Annotated in this window: 15 protein-coding genes and 1 pseudogene; 12 read left to right on the top strand and 4 right to left on the bottom strand. The window is 44.6% G+C overall.

The window, feature by feature from the left end; translation table 11 throughout:
* The first annotated feature begins 210 nt into the window (after nucleotides 1-210).
* Nucleotides 211-1,131, top strand: coding sequence for a LysR family transcriptional regulator (locus ACED46_RS16810; RefSeq protein WP_017059189.1), 921 nt, complete (start codon nucleotides 211-213; stop codon nucleotides 1,129-1,131).
* 181 nt (nucleotides 1,132-1,312) lie between these two features.
* The gene (locus ACED46_RS16805; protein ID WP_371721957.1) at nucleotides 1,313-3,358 is read left to right on the top strand and encodes a TonB-dependent receptor domain-containing protein; all 2,046 of its coding nucleotides are present in this window, start codon (nucleotides 1,313-1,315) and stop codon (nucleotides 3,356-3,358) included.
* 129 nt (nucleotides 3,359-3,487) lie between these two features.
* On the opposite strand, the gene ACED46_RS16800 is transcribed toward ACED46_RS16805, so the two are convergent.
* Nucleotides 3,488-4,231, bottom strand: a complete 744-nt coding sequence (locus ACED46_RS16800; protein WP_029235856.1) for a class I SAM-dependent methyltransferase — start codon at nucleotides 4,229-4,231, stop codon at nucleotides 3,488-3,490.
* 459 nt (nucleotides 4,232-4,690) lie between these two features.
* Here ACED46_RS16800 and ACED46_RS16795 point away from each other — a divergent pair, with 459 nt between their 5' ends.
* The 7 genes and pseudogenes from ACED46_RS16795 to ACED46_RS16765 all read left to right on the top strand — a co-directional run bounded on the left by ACED46_RS16795 (nucleotide 4,691) and on the right by ACED46_RS16765 (nucleotide 12,717).
* Nucleotides 4,691-5,215 carry a GNAT family N-acetyltransferase gene (locus tag ACED46_RS16795; RefSeq protein ID WP_371721956.1) on the top strand — a complete coding sequence of 175 codons (525 nt, stop codon included), beginning with the start codon at nucleotides 4,691-4,693 and terminating at the stop codon, nucleotides 5,213-5,215.
* A gap of 14 nt (nucleotides 5,216-5,229) precedes the next feature.
* On the top strand, nucleotides 5,230-5,826 hold the full coding sequence (locus ACED46_RS16790; RefSeq protein ID WP_017059193.1) for a LysE/ArgO family amino acid transporter: 597 nt from the start codon (nucleotides 5,230-5,232) through the stop codon (nucleotides 5,824-5,826).
* 13 nt (nucleotides 5,827-5,839) lie between these two features.
* Nucleotides 5,840-6,013 (top strand): annotated as a pseudogene (locus ACED46_RS16785) (porin family protein); the annotation flags it as partial.
* Nucleotides 6,014-6,226: 213 nt separating this feature from the next.
* The gene (gene sbcD, locus ACED46_RS16780; protein WP_371721955.1) at nucleotides 6,227-7,480 is read left to right on the top strand and encodes an exonuclease subunit SbcD; all 1,254 of its coding nucleotides are present in this window, start codon (nucleotides 6,227-6,229) and stop codon (nucleotides 7,478-7,480) included.
* A gap of 4 nt (nucleotides 7,481-7,484) precedes the next feature.
* The gene (locus tag ACED46_RS16775) at nucleotides 7,485-11,201 is read left to right on the top strand and encodes an AAA family ATPase (RefSeq protein ID WP_371721954.1); all 3,717 of its coding nucleotides are present in this window, start codon (nucleotides 7,485-7,487) and stop codon (nucleotides 11,199-11,201) included.
* Nucleotides 11,202-11,537: 336 nt separating this feature from the next.
* The gene (locus tag ACED46_RS16770) at nucleotides 11,538-11,672 is read left to right on the top strand and encodes a DUF2256 domain-containing protein (protein WP_081324519.1); all 135 of its coding nucleotides are present in this window, start codon (nucleotides 11,538-11,540) and stop codon (nucleotides 11,670-11,672) included.
* 160 nt (nucleotides 11,673-11,832) lie between these two features.
* On the top strand, nucleotides 11,833-12,717 hold the full coding sequence (locus tag ACED46_RS16765; protein WP_029235559.1) for a PA4780 family RIO1-like protein kinase: 885 nt from the start codon (nucleotides 11,833-11,835) through the stop codon (nucleotides 12,715-12,717).
* A 147-nt stretch (nucleotides 12,718-12,864) separates the two neighbouring features.
* Here ACED46_RS16765 and ACED46_RS16760 read toward each other — a convergent pair whose 3' ends face one another.
* The 3 genes from ACED46_RS16760 to ACED46_RS16750 form a co-directional block, all read right to left on the bottom strand.
* Complete coding sequence (locus ACED46_RS16760) at nucleotides 12,865-13,605, bottom strand: SDR family oxidoreductase (protein ID WP_065583629.1); 741 nt, start codon at nucleotides 13,603-13,605, stop codon at nucleotides 12,865-12,867.
* Nucleotides 13,605-15,176 (bottom strand): cryptochrome/photolyase family protein, encoded by a 1,572-nt coding sequence (locus ACED46_RS16755; RefSeq protein WP_371721953.1) that lies wholly within the window; start codon nucleotides 15,174-15,176, stop codon nucleotides 13,605-13,607. The genes ACED46_RS16760 and ACED46_RS16755 overlap by 1 nt, the downstream gene beginning before the upstream one ends.
* A 293-nt stretch (nucleotides 15,177-15,469) precedes the next feature.
* Nucleotides 15,470-15,892, bottom strand: a complete 423-nt coding sequence (locus ACED46_RS16750; protein ID WP_017063967.1) for a universal stress protein — start codon at nucleotides 15,890-15,892, stop codon at nucleotides 15,470-15,472.
* A gap of 235 nt (nucleotides 15,893-16,127) precedes the next feature.
* Between ACED46_RS16750 and ACED46_RS16745 the strand changes: the two genes are divergently transcribed.
* The 3 genes from ACED46_RS16745 to ACED46_RS16735 all read left to right on the top strand — a co-directional run bounded on the left by ACED46_RS16745 (nucleotide 16,128) and on the right by ACED46_RS16735 (nucleotide 17,917).
* Entirely contained in the window at nucleotides 16,128-17,258 is a 1,131-nt protein-coding gene (locus tag ACED46_RS16745) for a PcfJ domain-containing protein (protein WP_017059201.1), read from the top strand.
* Between the two features lie 23 nt (nucleotides 17,259-17,281).
* A complete protein-coding gene (locus ACED46_RS16740; RefSeq protein WP_017059202.1) occupies nucleotides 17,282-17,416 on the top strand; it encodes a hypothetical protein in 135 nt (44 codons plus the stop codon).
* Nucleotides 17,417-17,482: 66 nt separating this feature from the next.
* Nucleotides 17,483-17,917 carry a GNAT family N-acetyltransferase gene (locus tag ACED46_RS16735; protein WP_017059203.1) on the top strand — a complete coding sequence of 145 codons (435 nt, stop codon included), beginning with the start codon at nucleotides 17,483-17,485 and terminating at the stop codon, nucleotides 17,915-17,917.
* Nucleotides 17,918-18,159 lie beyond the last annotated feature (242 nt).

The raw sequence follows: 18,159 nt of genomic DNA, 5'->3' as shown, positions 1-18,159 counted from the left end.
AGATGGTTCACTCGTTAAGCGGTGAACAACGCTTCATACGACCTCAGGTCGCACAAACAGTTCTGACTTAGAGCTTTAAAACCCACTTAACCTTAAACTCTGCTCTGCATATTGCTCTAGATCAAAATAGGAGTGATTATCAATTGTATTACATGTTAAGAAATAGCACTATGCGCACATTGAATTTTATATATTGTTAATATTTGCATAATGAATCTTGCTCAAGTCGACCTCAATCTACTCGTTATTCTTAAACACCTTCTTGAAGAGAAGCACGTTTCCAACACGGCATTGGCGCTGGATATGAGCCAACCTACGGTGAGCCGATCTCTGCAAAAACTGCGTACCGTTTTCAATGATGATCTATTGGTGCGAGCGGCTTATGGCTATGAGTTAACGCCAAAAGCAGAAGCCATTAAGCAAGATCTCAATTCGGTACTGACACGTTTAGAAAAGCTGGTACATGGCGATGTATTCGAGCCGCAAAGCAGTGACAGTACGGTTCGCTTCTTTGGTTTAGTGCCTAATGTCGCGCACTTGCTGCCCAAGGTAGTTGCGGAGATACGTCAACAAGCGCCAAACATGACTGTTGATATCGACTCGATTCCTAAACGACACTTTGAGCCTCTGTTATCCGGTGATGCGCACTTTGTGTTGTCGACCCACGAGCCGTTAAGTTCAGAGCAAAATTTGTATCGAATGTTCGTGATTAGCCGCGATTACCGTTTGCTGATGAGTAAAAAACATCCTTTGGCGGACAAAGAGATCACGGTTGATGACTTGTTGAATAGCCAACTTGGTCAAATCTCACTGCAAGGGGATAAGAAGCTCTCGATCGAAAGTCGATTTAAAGATCTTGGCTTGATTGATAAGCAGCGCCAGCTGTCCATTCCAATTCAGCTTTCCAATTTTAACGTCGCGCCGGATATGGCAGAAGCAACCGACATCATCTTTCATTTACCGACACCTTTTGCTCAACAAGCCGCTACGCAAAGAGATCTTGTTTGTAAACGCGTGCCTAAAGCGTTGCGCCACCCATCAGAAGACGTCTACTTATACTGGCATAAGCGCTTTCATAACGACCCGATGTGTCGCTGGGTTCGCAATATATTCAAAGAGCTTTATACATAATCCATCTGCAGGGTGAATGAAAATTACGAATATCTATCGATTTGGATATGGATATCTTTCATTATTTGAATGGTGAATAACGAGAATCGATTTTTGGTATGAAACTTTCGTTGATAAGAATGGTAGCTGGTTGTTTAATGAAAATCATTATCATTACTAATCACATATAAGAATGAATATCATGTCTGAGAGATCTCTTTTGATTCGCAAACCTCTTTTGGTTCGTAAACCCCTTTCGATCGCAGTCGCTGTTATTTGTACCTCACTTTCAGCTAACGTGTTAGCGCAAGAAGAAGCGCAAGCAACAGATGAACAAATGGTTGTTACGGCAACTCGTACCGAGATGGCACTAAAACAAGCGCCAGCTTCAATGTCGGTTATCACCGCGCAAGACATTGAAGACAGCCCTGGTATTACCTTGGCGGACATCGTTGCAGAATCAACGAGTGTAGAGTCTGATTTTGATAGCACACGTGCTGGCCGTCAGATGATCTCTATTCGTGGTATGGATTCAGATTACACTCTTATCATGGTGAACGGTCGTCGTTTAAGCTCTGCAAGTGCCATCATCCGTGGTAACGACTTCGACCTATCAACGATTCCTGCTGATTCGATCGAACGTGTTGAAATAATCCGTGGCCCAATGTCTGCACTTTACGGTTCAGATGGTATGGGCGGTACAATCAACATCATCACTAAGGCTCCAGAAAACGATTGGAGCTCTACACTGAGCATGGACACTTCATCTCCACTTGATGGTGATGGAGGGGAAGAGTATTCGATGGGCTTCACGACATCTGGTGCGTTGATTGAAGACGAGTTGTTTGCTCGCCTTTCTGTTAACCAGACAAGCCGTAACGCTTGGCAACCATATTCTGGTACACACAGCTTTGGTTACGATCGTTCAGATGTAACAGCTCTAGAAGAACGTGACACGTTAAGCTTACTTGCAAGCCTGACATGGAATGCAACAGACAACCAAACCATTGATTTCGATTTTGGTTACAGTGACGACGAACGTGAGTCATCTGCGGAAAACGTATCATCTGTGATTGAGTCTGACACACGTGTTGTACGTCAGAGCCAAGCGATCACACATAGTGGTTTTTGGAGCTGGGGTGACACGCAAGTACGTTATTCACGTGAAAATGTGACAGATAATGATGCTGCGGACTCAGATACTAACTATAGCAGTGACATCGAAGAACTGACTCAAATTGTTGAAGCTTCGGCGACCACTTATCTTGGTGATAGTCACACCGTAACGTTTGGTATGGACTACCAGTTGAGTGAATTAACCAACAAAGAAAACTTAGTCAATGGTACATCTGAAGCTTATCAAGGTTCGTTATTTGTTCAAGACCAATGGTTAATGACGGATCAACTAACGGCAACCATTGGTGGTCGTTTAGATAAGCATGAACTGTACGGTGAAGAGTTCAGCCCACGTGTGTACTTGGTTCATCAAACAACGAATGACCTGATCATCAAGGGTGGTGTGGGTAAAGCATTTAAAGCACCAACATTGACTCAAAATCAGACAGACTACACAGTTAATAGCTGTAAAGGCGTATGTGATTTACATGGTAATGAAGATCTTAAGCCCGAAACCAGCTTGAACTATGAGATCGCTGCGATTTATAGCCAACCTCGTTGGAATGTTGAAGGTGCCTTATTCCGAAATGAAATCAACGACCTAATTGATCGTGATGAAACCTATTGTGAGAACGGCGGAGTGTTTGAATCGGGTAAAGGTTGCGCTGATAGTTCAAGCTCAACTGGCTATGTGAATGGTAAGCGTACTTATACAAACGTATCAGAGGCTGTAGTTCAAGGTGCTGAGCTTACAGGCCAATTCCAAATTACTGATGAATGGGGTGTGTCTGGTAATTACACATTCTTAGACACTGAAGATAAGTCTACTGGTGACGAATTACTTGAGCGTTACAAGCATTCGGGTTTAGTTAAACTGAACTGGAGCCCAACTTACGATCTAAGTACCTTCGTGAGTGCGCGTTACCGTGGTGAACGTCAGATCGAAAGCGATCTAACTCAAGACGCTTACACAACGCTGAACCTAGGTGCTGTCTACAACGTGAATGCTTCAGTACGACTACGTGCAGGTATCACGAACTTAACTGACGAAGCTGTATCACAAGAGCTAGAGAGCATGGGCTATGTTGAAGAGCCTCGTACTTACTACGTAGGTATGACAGCGGACTTCTAATTTAGAGTTCAGTAACTGATAGCTTGATACAAAAGAACCCACACTGGCTGATGCTCTAAAAGGAGAATGGCGAGTGTGGGTTCTTTTTTGATCTATAGATTTGGTTTAATTTGCCGTTTATCTATTAATCTAGATTTTGACACATGTGATCAGCGCATTACCGGACTGAGTATCCCAAGGAATCAGCTTGTCGTAATCGTGCTCGAAGATATTAACCTCGAAGTAGGGCTTCAATATCTCGATTAACTCTTTAAACGAGAATGCCACCATTGGGTGTTCATCATTCCACACTTGAGTTTCACCAGCAGTCGTCTTTTCGATGCTAAGCTTTAGCGCTTGCTTATCACCCTGACCAGAGTAATACCAACCAGAACGGAACGTGAAATCGTCTTTGTCTTGGTTTGTTGTGTGTCTAACAAACAGGTCGTTGCTGATCTTGTCTTTATCAACCACGTTAAAACAGAAAATACCTTCTGGCTTTAACGCACGATGCACACTTTCAATACACTCTTTAAGCTTCTCAAGGCCATCGTTGTAATGGATGGAATACAGGAAGCAAGTGATAAGATCGAGTGGTTCCGTGACCTCAAAGTTACTCATGTTTTGTACTGAGAACTTGGCTTCCGGGCAGCGAACTTCTGCGATATCTAACATCGGCTTGTTAAGATCTAGGCCACCGCTTTGGTAACCGAAATCAATAAAATGACGAACGTGTGGGCCAGTGCCACAAGCTAAGTCGAGGTGTGTTTTTCCTTCATTTCCAAAGATTTGATGGAGTCTACGTACGCAGTTACTTTGCGCTTGGTAGTCAATATCTACACACATTAAATCATAGTAACCGGATAGGTCGGTATAGAGTGCGTTGGCGGACATATTTGCCTGCAGCATAAGCTGAAAAATTAGGGTGGCGCATCATATACCGAAATTGGAAAATCGCAATCAAATATTCGATCAATGAAAGCGTTTTATTTTCTAACTTATGGTCGTTTTAAATGAGACCGTTTAAAGGGATGTTTAAGCTGCCAACAACATCAGTACGCGTGTCATCGCTATTCACTTTGCCCTGACTACTTATTCGTTAACTAAAACAGGTGTTGCTCCCTCAATGCAGCGACCATACGGGCTTTGCGGAACGCTTTTATCACGAGACGAGATAGGAAAAATATGGTATCTAGGTAAACCCAGTGTGACATTTATAATTTTATGATTAATCAGTAATTTTACTGATTCAAACCGAGTTCTTGAAAAGGAAACAATTAAGGAAAGTGGGCTGTTGATAAAAACCAAATCACTCAAGCTAAATAAGCGAACTAAACAAGGAGAGTTGTAACAATGACATCAGCAATAAATGCACAGGGTTCAATGGAAAATAGAACAGCATTGGAAAGCAGTGCTTCAATAGAAATTAAGGTGGATGACTTGTCGGGTGGGGAAGTCGTTGAATTGCTTGAAGAGCATCTTGCTGATATGTACGCAACTTCGCCAGCCGAAAGCGTCCATGCACTGGATCTAGATGGGCTCAAGTCACCAGAAATTACCTTTTTCAGTGCTTGGAAAGACAGCCAACTGCTTGGGTGTGTCGCCATTAAAGAGCTGAATACCCAACACGCTGAACTCAAATCGATGAGAACCTCACAGTTTGCTCGAAAGTCAGGTGTTGCGAGCCAACTTTTACAGCACGTATTGGATACAGCAACCGCCCGCCAGTATCAAACAATCAGTTTAGAGACCGGCTCAGAAGACTACTTTAAGGCTGCGCGTAACCTGTATGAAAAGTTTGGCTTCGGATACTGTGAACCCTTTGCTGATTATGTGTTAGACCCGCACAGCCAGTTTATGAGTATTGAGTTGCGTTAAGAGACTAGCCTTAGATGTCGACTTACTTTGCAGGTTTCTCCCTTGGCCTTTCGCTGATTCTTGCGATTGGCTCTCAAAATGCGTTTGTTTTAAAGCAAGGGCTTAAGAACCAACACGTATTGGCAGTTTGTGCTGTATGTGCCATTTCTGACGCCTTACTGATTAGCTTTGGCGTGACGGGCTTTGGCGCAATCGTTAAACAGTTCCCACAAATTGAGCAGTTCGCCCGTTATGGTGGCGCTATCTTTTTGGGTGTCTATTCATTCTTAAGCTTCCGATCAGCATTTACCGAAAACCACGCCTTAGAAGCCACGGCAGAAACTAAAGACTCATTAACCAAAGCGATTGCGATGTGTTTGGCGTTCACTTGGCTTAACCCGCATGTGTATTTGGATACTGTGGTATTGCTGGGGTCTATCTCAACTCAATATCAACCGGATCAAATGTTGTTTGGCGCTGGGGCGGTATCGGCGTCATTCGTGTTCTTCTTTTCACTTGGATATGGCGCTCGCTTCTTGGCTCCAATGTTTAAGAACCCGAGAGCGTGGAAGGTGTTGGAATTTGTCGTTGGCGTGATCATGGCATCTATTGCAATATCTTTGATTGTCTAGCTGCGCGTAATTAGGCTTCCATTTTGGTATAGGTGTTGAATACACGCCAGTAGAAAGCCTAACCTTACGTTTAATCTCACAAGCAGATGCAGTAAATATCGAATTCTTCGGCCCGAATGGTAATAGACTGGCAAGCCGTGATGTAGCGTTTAGCACAGTAACTCTGGGCGCTTCGTACAATTTTTGACGACCTCTGTGAAATAGCTTAAAGCTAAAGCTATGGACACCTAAAACCGCTCTAACGTTGAGCGGTTTTTTTATGTCAAAAATAACGATTGGTCACGCTATGGGCGGAGTTGGTCCAAAGCCTGAAATTAGTTGGTTTTCACAAGCTTATAAAAGGGAATTATCTCGACTATTTTGGTAGATTAAAGGTATTACAGACTTCCAGTGAGCAGCAATGAAGATTCTTCACACGTCCGATTGGCACCTTGGCCAAAACTTCTACAATAAAAGCCGCAAGAATGAACATGAACGGTTTTTACAATGGTTACTTGAGCAAGTTACAGAGCACGACATCGACGCGATCATTGTTGCTGGCGACATTTTCGATACCAGTACACCCCCGAGTTACGCTCGTGAGATGTATAACAAGTTTGTGGTCGATTCGAACAAGATCGGTTGCCAATTGGTGTTATTAGGTGGAAATCACGATTCAGTCTCTGTGCTTAAAGAGACACAACAGCTGCTCAAATACATGGGCGCAGACGTGATTCCTAATACCAATGAAGATCATGCGACTCAGGTTGTCGAACTAAAAGGCAAGAACGGCGATGTAGAAGCGCTGGTTTGTGCCATTCCTTTTATTCGCCCTCGCGATGTGTTGATGAGCCAGGCGGGTGTCACTGGCGTTGAGCGTCAGAAGCAACTCGGCGATGCAATCAAACAGCATTATCAAAGTGTTTATGATGCGGCGGTTGCTAAGCGCGCGACGTTTGTAAATAGCGAGCACATGCCGATTATCGCTACCGGTCATTTAACGGCGATGGGTGTCCAACAATCGGATTCTGTGCGTGATATCTATGTCGGCAACCTTGATGGTTTCGCCGCTGATGGCTTCCCAGACGCAGACTACATCGCACTTGGTCATATCCATCGCCCACAAGTGGTGGCAAAGCGTGAATACATTCGTTATTCAGGCTCTCCAATCCCACTAAGTTTTGATGAACTTAAGTCTCAAAAACAAGTGTGTGTGGTTGAGTTTGTTGAAGGTGAGCGCACCATTTCTCAACTGCCTGTTCCCACATTCCAACCTCTAGCTGAAATCAAAGGCGACTTGAGCAAGATCGAATCTCAGCTTAACCAATACATAGGTTTAGATAGCGACCAAAGCGTATGGTTATCGATAGAAGTGCAAGCGCAAGATTACTTGTCGGATCTACAAGAACGTATGCGCGCACTGACCGAAGGATTGAATGTGGAAGTACTTCAACTGCGCCGAGCAAGAGAGCGTCGTAATCAAGCATTAGAGCAAGAGTCGGCAGAGACCTTATCTGAACTGAGCCCGATGGACGTGTTTACGAAGCGTATTGCCTTAGAAGAGTTTGAAACCGATTCTGAAAAAGCGCGTTTAGAGCGCATGACGGTGAAGTTCAAACAAGTGATGGTCGAAGTGTCTGAAAGCGCTCAAGCGCCCAATAAAGTAGAAGAGTAATCGTATGAAGATTTTAAGCCTAGAATTTGAAAACCTGAACTCTTTGAAAGGGCGCTGGAAGCTCGATTTTACCCAATCGCCGTTTGCAGAAAACGGTCTGTTCGCAATTACTGGTCCAACTGGGGCGGGTAAAACCACCATTCTTGATGCGATTTGCTTGGCACTTTTCCATCGCACACCGCGTTTGAAAAGCATTGCTAAAGGTAATAATGAATTAATGACTCGTGGTACGGGCGAGTGTTTTGCTGAACTGGAATTTGAAGTTCAAGGTAAAACGTACCGATCTAATTTCCACCAAAAGCGAGCGCGTGGAAAACACGATGGCGCATTGCAAACGCCAACGTGCGAGTTTGCCGATGCGGACACCGACAAAGTCTTAGAGACCATGTTGACCAAGAAGACCAAGCTGGTGGAGCAGGTTACAGGGCTCGATTTCTCACGCTTCACTAAATCCATCATGTTGTCTCAGGGTGAGTTTGCGGCGTTCTTAAATGCCAATGCTAACGACCGTGCAGAGCTACTTGAAGAGCTGACGGGAACCGAAGTTTATAGCCTGATTTCAGAGCGTATCTACGATCATTTTAAGTCGAGTGAAGAGTCGCTTAATCAACTAAAAGCGAAAGCTGAAGGTGTGAGCTTACTGTCTGAAGAGCAAATCAAAGAGCTGACCGCAGAGCGTGAAACGCTAGAAGTAGAGCAGAAGCGTTTAGCCGAGCAATTAAAAGAGTGGCAAGTGCATCTTAGCTGGTGGAAAGACGTGACCAAAGCTGAGCAAACTATTGCGGCCAGTGAGCTCGATCTGAAAACCGCTCAAGATGAACTAGACCGTAACCAACCGTCACTAGAGCGCTTGGCAAACAGTGAGCCGGCTGAAAAGCTGCGTCCAGTACACAAAGATTTAAAGCGTTGCGAACAAGAGGTGAACACTACTCAAGCTCACCTAGATAACAGCACCAAGTTACTTGCCGTTCGTGATGCAGAAATGCAAGACGCGCAAACTAAACTGACTCAAAGCAGTGTGATTGTCGAACAGGTAAAAAGTGAGCAACAAGATCAAGATAAGATCATCGATCTCGTGCGTCCGCTAGACAACCAAATTGCCGTACTCAAAGATAAGCAAACTGCGACCGTTAATGCAGCGAACACGCTAAACGAGCAACATACGCAGCAGCTTAATCAACAGGTCGTTTTGGTTCAAAAAATAGATGCACTAAAGCAACAAGATCAACGCAGTACTGAGTACTTAAATACGCATCAAGCTGACCAGCATTTGGAAAAATACCTAGGTCAGTGGCAAGCAAAGGTCGAGCAAGTTCGTACTCTAGAGCGCCAGCATTCAGAGCAGTTGAATTCAGCGAAGCAAGCGTTGTCTGCGGTTGATGCACAGCAAACGATTATCAAATCTGCTCAAGACGCTAAAGCAACGCAAGATAAAACTTTAGCTGAATTGGTTGTGCTAGAAAGTAGTGCAAAGCAACAGTGGGAAGCCTTGCAAGGCAACACTAGCGAGCAAGTGTTGAATTCGCAAAAAGATCTGTTGGAGTTTTGGAATCGCAATACGCACTCATTACTCGAGATCAATCGTGGTTTCCTAAATGCCCAACAACAGCTGCACGCAAAAACACAGGCACATCAAACCAACACCCAGTTGGTCGACAAGCTTTCGAAAGAGCGTGAAGTGTTGCTTCTGCGATACCAAGAAAAAAAGACCTCACTTGAGCGTTTAGTTCGCTTAATTGATCAAGAAGGTGACCTTGCGAAATACCGAGCGTCATTGAAGCCAGGTATGGATTGTCCATTGTGTGGTTCAACAGACCATGCGATCGAACAATCACAAAGTTCGAAGGATTTGAATGCCCAGAAAGAGCTTGAGGAACAAGAATTAGCAGCGATTCAGAAAGAAGGCCAAGAGCATCGTCAGCAGTTAGATTCTCTTACCCTTGTGATTGTGGCGCTTAACGATGACATTCAACGTGCGCAAGCGGATATTCAACAAGCTCAGCTGAATTGGCAAGGCGTTGTCGGCAAGCTTCAACAGAGCTTATCGGATTTCGTTGGCACGGCTCCTGAATTGGCACTACTAACGATTAACGATTTAGGCAATGAAGCCACAGTCGCGACCTTTGCTCAGCAGTGTGAACTTCAACTAAGTCAGAGCGCGCAGCAACTCAAAGCGTTGGGTGATGCTAAAGCGCATTACGCTGAAGCTGAGAAACAACGCCTGTCTGTAAGTGTTATGGCTGACAAGGCACAATCGAATCTCGAGTTGGCCGAGCAACGCTTAGCTGATTTGAATAAGCAAAACCAAGTCGCAAACGAGCAAGTTACTCAGATAACTCAAGCGAAAGAGCAGCAATGGAACGCTTTGAAAGAGAGCATTGTTCAAACTTCTATCGAAGCGCCTCAACTTGAACATATCGATGATTGGTTTACTGCGAAATCACAGGCATCAAGCATGTGGCAGCAAACTAAACAGCAACAGACGATTATTGAGAAGCAACTGATTACTCAAAATGCCGAATTGAAAACCTTAGATGACAAGCTAAGCAGTGTTGAGAAAGAGCTCGCGACACTGACGCAACAGAGTGAGTCTTTAGTGTCAGAACTCACTCGTGTAACGGCTGAAAGAACAGAGTTGTTTGGTGACAAAGACATTCAAGCCACCAGCAATGCGATGAAGCAAAGAGTCACTGAAGCAGTAAATGCATTTGATGCCGCGCAGTTAGTGCTTAACCGCAGCGAACTTGAACATCGAACCGAGCAAACCAAACACACTGGTTTCTCGGACGAGTTAGTCAGTAAGCAATCGAGCTACACACAAGCGTCGAATGCTTGGTTAGAAGCGCTGAAAACTAGCCCGTTCGAAGATGAGGCTAATTTTGAAGCAGCGTTGTTAGATGAAGAGGTTAGAACTCAACTTCAAAGCCTGAAGAAGTCTTTAGACGAAGCGATTGTCAGTGCGCAAGCTAGGTTGAACGCCGCCAAAGCGACACAAGTGGATCTACTAAATCACGAAAATGCGAAAGCATGGCAAGAGCAAGACCAACAGCAAGTTGAAGAAGCGACTACTGAGTGTCAAAACGCACAGCAAAGCCATGCGACCAAGATCGGTGCAATTTCTGCCAATCTTGAAACGGATAGCCAGAACCGCAGTAATCAGCAAGATCTGTTTAAGCAAATTGATGAGCAACAAGTCGAGTTTGATGATATCTCTCGTTTGAACTCACTTATTGGCTCTAAGAACGGCGACAAGTTCCGTAAGTTTGCCCAAGGTTTAACATTGGAAAACTTGGTGTACCTTGCGAACAAGCAGCTACAACGTTTGCATGGTCGTTACGAGCTTAAACGTAAAGCCGACGATGGTTTAGAACTGCAAGTGCTCGACACATGGCAGGGCGATGTGATGCGTGATACAAAGACTTTATCAGGTGGCGAAAGCTTCTTGGTGAGCTTGGCGTTGGCATTAGCGCTATCTGATCTTGTGAGCTACAAAACCAGTATTGATTCTCTGTTCTTAGATGAAGGTTTCGGCACGTTGGATAGTGACACATTGGACATTGCCCTTAACGCGTTAGATAACTTGAATGCATCAGGCAAGATGATCGGTGTCATTAGCCACGTTGAAGCACTGAAAGAGCGAGTGCCCGTTCAGCTTAAAGTGACAAAACACTCTGGCTTAGGTGTGAGTGAGATGGAGAAGCAGTACAAAGTTGTCGCTTAGGTTGTTACTTTGGTTCTTGCTAAATTTATCTGCGCAGAAATAGAAACAGAGCTAGATGAAGCAGATCCCCGACTCAGTCGTTCCTCCTTCTCGAGGATGACGGAGTCGGGAGTAGTCACAAATCACTACGCAGTCACTCCTTAAAGTCAGGAACGAACGTCATAGAGAACTAGGCTTTGTTCGTATTGCCTTCGTCATTCTCTAAAGCGAGGTACGAACGTAATAGGGAATCTAGATTTGTTCGCATTACCTTCGTCATTCCCTAAAGCGAGGTACGAGCGTAATAGGGAATCTCTAGTAAACGCAGGAAGTGGATGCTTCAAGAAGGGAACGGCCATGCACAAGAAACCCCATTTACCGACTAAGATATGTCCTGTTTGCCAAAAGCCTTTCGCATGGCGTAAAAAATGGCAGCGCTGTTGGGATGACGTGATCTACTGTTCTGAACGTTGTCGTCGTAATAAGTCTTAGTCCCATAATCTGAATAGATCAGGTCAATCCTCATGATCTAAACCCGTTAACTCCAATATTTCCTTCCTTTGTCGTAATTTTGATGATCCTTTAATCGTTTCGTCATTCATTTCTCAAGTTAATATTTCTATCTGTAAGATAAGTGATGTATAAAGGCGGCATGAAGATACCTAAAAGAATACAGCCTTTAGTTGACGACGGTTTAGTCGACGAGGTGACAAGCCAACTCATGAGTGGCAAAGAAGCATCGGTGTACATTGTGCGCTGCGGCGATACGATCCGTTGTGCCAAGGTATATAAGGAAATAAGCCAACGCAGCTTCAAAAAAGCGACCGCGTATCGTGAAGGCCGAAAAGTCCGAAATAGCCGCCGCGCTCGAGCGATGGAAAAAGGCTCTGGCTTTGGTCGTGAACAACAAGAAAAGGTTTGGCAAAGTGCTGAAGTGGATGCCTTATATAAACTGGCAGAAGCGGGTGTTCGTGTGCCTGTCCCTTATGGTTGCTTTGATGGCGTACTGCTTATGGAGCTGGTCACTGACGATGAGGGTTACGTTGCACCACGTTTGAACGATGTGGTGATGTCAGCAGAGCAAGCGATCGAAGACCACGCCGTGATGATGACTTACGTAGTTAAAATGCTGTGTGTTGGTTTGATCCATGGTGACTTGTCTGAGTTCAACGTATTGGTGGATGAGTACGGTCCAGTAATTATCGACCTACCACAAGCGGTTGACGCTTCGGCTAACAACAACGCTGAGTGGATGCTGGCTCGTGACATCAATAACATCCGTGACTATTACGCTCAGTTTGCTCCTGAACTGGCAAAAACCGAGTATGCCAAGGAAATGTGGGCGCTGTACGAGAAAGGCGACTTGAAGCCAGACAGCAAACTGACGGGTGAGTTTACGGAAACCGACGACTTGGCTGATATCGAAGCCATCATGCAAGAGATAGACGCTGCGCGAATTGAAGAACAACATCGACGCGAGCGAGCTAAAGAAGAGAAAGAAGGTGTTGACGATACTAAGTTCAATTGGGCTGAATAATCGTGATGATCAGTTTTGATCTTTAGCTAGATATCAACCAAACGCCTTTTAAAACAGAGGCGTTCTTTCTAAATAAAAACCCAATGGAGCTTCAACTCTGTTGGGTTTTCTTTTTTAGCACTAATGAAAGACGGACACTCGTATCAACTACCAATTTAACTGTTCACCATCGTAAGCGTAGAAGTGCCCACTGTTATCCGGTGTGGCAGTGCGAATAATATCGACCAACTGATGGGCGACATAGCTTGACTCAAACAACTTACCTTCAGGGACATTGGTCTGAAAAGGCTTCGACAGAGCTGTGTCTGTCGTGCCCGGGTGCAGAGCCAACACGGTGCCTTTCTTAATGGTGCGTTGCCATTCGATCGACATGGTTTTGATGAACATATTTAGGGCTGCTTTCGATGAGCGGTAGCTATACCAACCGCCTAATCTGTTGTCTGAAATACTGCCAACCTTTGCGGATACCACAGCAAACTTTGGATTGTCGCTCGCTTTAAGTATCGGCGTGAAGTGTTTTGCTAATAACAAGCTGGGCAGGGTATTCACAGAGATGTTTTTGAGGAAAAACTCAGGGTCGATGGACGACAAGTTCTTTTCCGGTCCAAGATCTGGAGTGTGGAGCATACCCACGCAGTTGATCAGCCAATCAAGTTGTTCAAACTCAGAACTCAAGCGCTTAATATCAGCTTCGTCGGTGGCGTCGACTTTGTGCCAGCTCAAGCGATTGTTTTCTAGTTCCGGCTGTTGAGAGTGGTAAGTCGCGTCTACATGCACATCAAGAAAATCAAACCGAGAGAGCTCAGATAATAGGTGTTTAACCACAGCGAAACCAATACCGCCGCTCCCACCGACCACCAATATGTGTAATCTGAGTTGCTCCACCATTATAAGTTCTCCAAGTTTGTGATTCGTTGTTCAGCAGTATCGAGAATCGCTTGTTGTGATTGCTCATCCATGTTGTCCCAAGAGCGATATAACATGCCCATACGTGGGTTGCGGTTTAACGCATCGCGGTGCTGGTCCATAAAGCGCCAATACAAGCTATTGAAAGGGCAAGATTGCTCGCCGCTGCGTTCTTTTATCTCGTAGTGACAGCCTTTGCAGTAGTCACTCATGCGGTTGATATAGGAACCGCTGGCAGAGTATGGTTTGGTTCCTACGATCCCGCCATCCGCAAACAGTGCCATACCTCGCGTATTTGGCATTTCAACCCACTCAATCGCGTCGACGTAAATACCGAGGTACCAACTGTCGACTTGGTCAGGGTCTATACCCGTGATTAAACAGAAGTTGCCAGTGATCATTAACCTTTGGATGTGGTGCGCGTAAGCAAACTCAAGAGACTGGTCAATCGCATGCTTCATGCAGTTCATCTTGGTTTGTCCGTCCCAAAAGTAATGGGGCAGGTTATTATGTGCTGAGTAATGGTTTTTGTTGGCGTAAGCAGGCATGTTTGCCCAATAGGCGGCGCGTATGTACTCTCGCCACCCCAGTATTTGGTGTACAAATCCTTCGACCTGTGCAATATCGATGCTTGGCTTATCTGGTGAGCTGTCTCGAAGACAGGATGCTTGGTAGGCCGACAGTGCTGCATCAATCACTTCGTTAGGGCTCAGCAGTTTACTGTTCAGCGAGAACGATATACGGCTATGATACAAGCTCCATTTAGAGTCGTGCTCTGTCGTCATCGCATCTTGAAACTGCCCAAATAACGGCAAGCAGACTTGGCAGAAATGAGCGAGTAGAGACAAGCTTTGTGCGCGGTTCACCGGCCATAGTAACTGGTTACCGACTTGACCAATAGTTTGCACTTGGTGGTGCTCGATACGCTGCAAAATGTCGGTTATGTCATTGGTAAACATCAGCGGCTGAGGTAGGTTTTCGATGTCTTGTTTCTTGAGCTTATTTCGATTGTTCGCGTCGTAATTCCATTTTCCGCCAACGGGCTTTCCGTCTTCTAGCAAAATGTCGAAACGTTTTCTCATTCGGCGATAGAAGTGTTCCATCATGATGTGTTTGTCTTTTGGAAACTGTTGTTCTATCTCCTCGAATGGAAAGAGGAAGTGTTCTGTATCACAACAACCTTTGGTCGCATTGGTCAGCTTGAGCTTGTTCATCTGCTCTAAGAGGCGATATTCATCTGGCCTTTGATATTCGAATTTCTCTGCGCCGAATTCGTGTACATAGTGCTTTAAAAGTGTGTCTAGGTTTTCAAATTGCGTTGTGTCGTCAAGAGTAAGGTGGAGTACTTGATGACCTTGTTCTTTGAGTTCGTTAGCGAAGTAACCCATCGCACAGAAAAACGCGGCCACTTTTTGAACGTGAGAGGCAACATAATCTGTTTCTTGTTTTAGCTCAGCAATGATGTAAATAACGTCATCGTTAACCTGTCTAAACCATGAATGCTCAATGTTGAGTTGGTCACCTAATACAAGTCGTACCGTTTTAAATTTCATAATGCGTCCTGGTTTGTGAGGCTTGTTGTGACTGCGTTACCGCCTGTCCATTGATTGATGAAGGCATGGTCTGGGTCGTACATTTCAGTACGTTGATTCAAATCGAAATGACGTGATTTGTTAATTATTAGACGCTTACGAGTTGATAGGCTGACAAGATCACAAATGACTACTCTAAGTGGGAAATAGGAGATTTCGATCAGGATGAGTGTGTTGAAGAGGATATCAAGCCAACCAATAATACCGATAGAGGTTGGCAAAGCCGGTTATTTTTGAGTGTCGAACTGGAGCTTCTATTCCATTGGAACAACGAGAATATCGATAGGGGAAGTATCGATGATCTGTTTAGAATGGGAGATGAGCTTATGCCAAAAATCATGGTGATGGCCGCATAGCAATAGGTCAACGCCGTTGGCTTCGATGGCATTTTTGAGCTTATCGTTCAAATCACCCGTTCCCACGAAAATGTGCTTGATTGGGTGCTTGGCGTAGGCTTCAAACTCTTTCAAATGCTTAACGGCATCTTCATTGATGGGTAAATCACCGTCATTTCCCTGAATATCAACGAGCTCTGGATAAATTTCTCCATGCGTACCATCGATATAAACAAATGAAATGCCAGCCTCCAGTTTATCAGCGAAGAAGGTCGCTCTATCAATGAGAATCTTGGTGTCGTCAGACAGTTCAAGTGCGACCAGAATATGTCGGTAATCCATAATTAAAGCCTCTTGTTGTGAGTTATGTAACAAGCATAGTTTCTGTTGACGCAAATGATATCGAAGAGATCTCATATTCCGTAAAATCATCATTCAATGTTCTTCTAAGCACTATCGTATTTATATCGCTTTGATTGGTAAGAAATTTACAAAAGGTTGATATAGTGGTTGAAGCGCTAGCTTATGCTGTTAGATAGGCTTGATAGTTCAATGCGCCAATAACGAAGAGGCATCAATGACAGCACTACTAACCATTCCCACTCGAACATTAGGTTTCGACTACGATATTGAGATCCGAGACTGGTCTCAAAAGCTCGTCGGCTTTCATGTGTTTGAAGATGGTAGACGACCGCTTGATGGAGGCATTGGGCTGAGCCTCAACCTTGTTGAACAGTTTGACGTGAATGGTCGTTGGCTAAATTCATTACCTGCGCGTTATCGTGAAATCACCGACGACTTTCCAGAATACCAATACCAGATGTTGTGGCTTGCTGCGAATACTTATGAAGCCGCGCAATTGCTTGAATTAAGGCCTGTTATTTTGGCTTTGATCTGCATGAAATACAGTGTCGACAACAAGAAAGCACTGGCACTAAGTCGCTTAGGGCAGAAGAAGATCCTTACCAAGTTGGGCTTAGACGGCAGCAAGGCGACACTCAAATTCATCGACAAGCTAGAGCTTCATTACAATGTTGGTGATGAACTCGACCACATTGTTCGCATTCTCGAGCCACTGCAAAGACGAGTTCTTAAGTTTAAGCATTACTCAAAAGTTGGATACACAGCCCTGCGTTTGGACCAAGTTCATCCATTTCTAACTGGTAGCAGGCTAGGGATTGCAATGGTGGAAGAGGGCAGACTTAACGCACCGTCGAAGATGGCGATGTTCCAAGATGCGATATTGCTAGGGCAAGATTTGGAGATGGATGATCCACTGCGCGCGATTACCAGTCAGAACTCTTTTGCGATGTTTGAACAACTCCATGACCGCTGGACGGAGCAACGCCAATTACGTCGTTTGGAGGGTAACTGCCCAATGGATAAAGACATCCCTTATCCCGTTCCTTTACTTGGCAATGACAACATTCATCCGCTCACGGATTATTACGACCTTGAACACGAAGGCATCGAGCAGAAGCACTGTATTGGCGTGTATCACAACCGAATCATGAGCGATCGTTATGTGGTGTTCCGCATGCTCAAGCCTCAGCGTTTAACCATAGGTTTACGCCGCGTCCCGAGCAAAGCATTTCCTTTTGAAATAGACCAAATCTGCGGAAAACGAAATGCACCTCCGTCGGAATCCGCTCGCCAAGTGATTCACGACTGGCTAGAAGCGAGTAAGCAAAAATATCCTAAGCAATAGCCATTAAGTAGAAGGAATACAGGATGTTTCAACAAGGCGATCTTTGCCCTCATTGTGGTTTGATTATTGTGATGCCTACGGATCTGCAAGGTGAATGCCTAGGATGCGGCGAAGAAATTAATCAAGACCCAGCAGACGATTACGACGAAGAAGAGTAGCTTTACCTACACTTAGATTAAACAAGGCTAGGATAGCCGAATTACTCTCTTTAAAAGGACGGAAAAATGCAGAAAGTAATCTTTAGAAATTGCGATGAAAACTCACCTTATTGGCATGAGTTAGAGGGCTTATTTCAAAGTGAATGGTCTGATTTCAAGTTTAAAGATACATATAAAGAAAACGTACAACTCCCTCCAGTAATAACAGTACTTCGCGATAATGTGGTCATTGGTGGCTTGGCGTATTCCTATTTTCAAGAACCTCACCAAGTTCGTGATGTAGTGTGGATCAACGCTGTGTTTGTCGACCCTCAATGGCGCGGTCAAGGCATTGCCAGTGAACTGATTAATCGTGGTGTCAGACAGGTTTCTTCTGCAGTGCAAACTCAACTCTACGCGTACACCAATATCATGGGTCTCTACCAAGGGCTAGGTTGGTCAATCGTAAATATCGAATCAGAACCGAACCATAAAGTGATGAGTATTGAGCTTAATCGATAAGCTCGGAATAAAAGCCTGATATTAGTTTATCTGCCGTTCGAGTAATGAATTTCTCCCTTTCATCCATAATGCATAAACCTGTTAAATTTTCGTTGAAACTCATGCCGATATCGCCTTTAAATCAAACAACTAGCTGTTGATTAAAACGATCAAGACGATTTATTGCAGCAGTTGTTGAGCACAAAGCCTATATTGACTAGAATGACGCACTTTTTTTATTTACGTACATACAGGTAATGAAC

Source organism: Vibrio sp. 1S139 (assembly GCF_041439475.1).
GTDB lineage: Bacteria > Pseudomonadota > Gammaproteobacteria > Enterobacterales > Vibrionaceae > Vibrio > Vibrio crassostreae_C.
Note: the sequence above shows the minus strand (reverse complement) of the source record. Positions and strands in the feature narration are given on the sequence as shown.

Bases quoted from the DNA above. Each gene is read 5' to 3' on its own strand.
- ACED46_RS16735 (WP_017059203.1), top strand. From the start codon at position 17,483: ATGCAGAAAGTAATCTTTAGAAATTGCGATGAAAACTCACCTTATTGG.
- ACED46_RS16740 (WP_017059202.1), top strand. From the start codon at position 17,282: ATGTTTCAACAAGGCGATCTTTGCCCTCATTGTGGTTTGATTATTGTG.
- ACED46_RS16765 (WP_029235559.1), top strand. From the start codon at position 11,833: ATGAAGATACCTAAAAGAATACAGCCTTTAGTTGACGACGGTTTAGTC.
- ACED46_RS16745 (WP_017059201.1), top strand. From the start codon at position 16,128: ATGACAGCACTACTAACCATTCCCACTCGAACATTAGGTTTCGACTAC.
- sbcD (WP_371721955.1), top strand. From the start codon at position 6,227: ATGAAGATTCTTCACACGTCCGATTGGCACCTTGGCCAAAACTTCTAC.
- ACED46_RS16810 (WP_017059189.1), top strand. From the start codon at position 211: ATGAATCTTGCTCAAGTCGACCTCAATCTACTCGTTATTCTTAAACAC.
- ACED46_RS16775 (WP_371721954.1), top strand. From the start codon at position 7,485: ATGAAGATTTTAAGCCTAGAATTTGAAAACCTGAACTCTTTGAAAGGG.
- ACED46_RS16800 (WP_029235856.1), bottom strand. From the start codon at position 4,231: ATGTCCGCCAACGCACTCTATACCGACCTATCCGGTTACTATGATTTA.
- ACED46_RS16790 (WP_017059193.1), top strand. From the start codon at position 5,230: ATGTCGACTTACTTTGCAGGTTTCTCCCTTGGCCTTTCGCTGATTCTT.
- ACED46_RS16750 (WP_017063967.1), bottom strand. From the start codon at position 15,892: ATGGATTACCGACATATTCTGGTCGCACTTGAACTGTCTGACGACACC.
- ACED46_RS16805 (WP_371721957.1), top strand. From the start codon at position 1,313: ATGTCTGAGAGATCTCTTTTGATTCGCAAACCTCTTTTGGTTCGTAAA.
- ACED46_RS16755 (WP_371721953.1), bottom strand. From the start codon at position 15,176: ATGAAATTTAAAACGGTACGACTTGTATTAGGTGACCAACTCAACATT.
- ACED46_RS16795 (WP_371721956.1), top strand. From the start codon at position 4,691: ATGACATCAGCAATAAATGCACAGGGTTCAATGGAAAATAGAACAGCA.
- ACED46_RS16760 (WP_065583629.1), bottom strand. From the start codon at position 13,605: ATGGTGGAGCAACTCAGATTACACATATTGGTGGTCGGTGGGAGCGGC.
- ACED46_RS16770 (WP_081324519.1), top strand. From the start codon at position 11,538: ATGCACAAGAAACCCCATTTACCGACTAAGATATGTCCTGTTTGCCAA.